Consider the following 626-nt stretch of genomic DNA (forward strand, 5'->3'; position numbering starts at 1 on the left):
GTGCCTAAAGCATGTAGCCGCAAGGAGCGTGTTAGGGCAATACCGGTAATTGGGGCTAAGTCGTAACAAGGTAGCCGTACCGGAAGGTGCGGCTGGAATACCTCCTTTCTGGAGCGTCCGGACCGGAGCATGCTGCGCACATTCATGGTCGTCTATTTTATCAAGGTTTAAGCTTTATAGGCTATAATTTATAAAGGAAAAAAGTATGCCGCAGGGCAATGGCCGTTCAGCTGGCCAGGAGACTGGCGCATACATGTGCAGTCCCGTAGCTCAGTTGGTTAGAGCACTACACTGATAATGTAGGGGTCAGCAGTTCAAATCTGCTCGGGACTACTTTTTGCCCTTGGCGTATAACCTATAGAGGGGGAATTAGCTCAGCTGGCTAGAGCACCTGCCTTGCACGCAGGGGGTCAACGGTTCGAATCCGTTATTCTCCACGTTCCCCTCCCGCAGGGAGGGGCGAGAGTTCTTTGACATATTGGGAAAAAGAGAAGACAGAAGAGGACAGAGGAAGTCGGGCACCGATGTATCGGTGCCGGACGGAGGCAGTCCCATGCCAGGCAAAAGGGGTATGGGACGGAAGAAAGTAAATAAGGGCACACGGGGGATGCCTAGGCTCCCAGAGG

2 tRNA genes and 1 rRNA gene are annotated in these 626 nt (G+C 53.0%); all 3 read left to right on the forward strand.

The annotated features are described in order from the left end of the window. Positions 1 to 108 (forward strand): 16S ribosomal RNA (locus H8B21_RS20505); the annotation flags it as partial. 151 nt (positions 109 to 259) lie between these two features. Then, positions 260 to 333, forward strand: a tRNA-Ile gene (locus H8B21_RS20510). A 30-nt stretch (positions 334 to 363) separates the two neighbouring features. Continuing rightward, a tRNA-Ala gene (locus tag H8B21_RS20515) sits at positions 364 to 437 on the forward strand. Positions 438 to 626 lie beyond the last annotated feature (189 nt).

Source organism: Sphingobacterium chuzhouense, from assembly GCF_014692525.1.
Classification (GTDB): domain Bacteria; phylum Bacteroidota; class Bacteroidia; order Sphingobacteriales; family Sphingobacteriaceae; genus Sphingobacterium; species Sphingobacterium chuzhouense.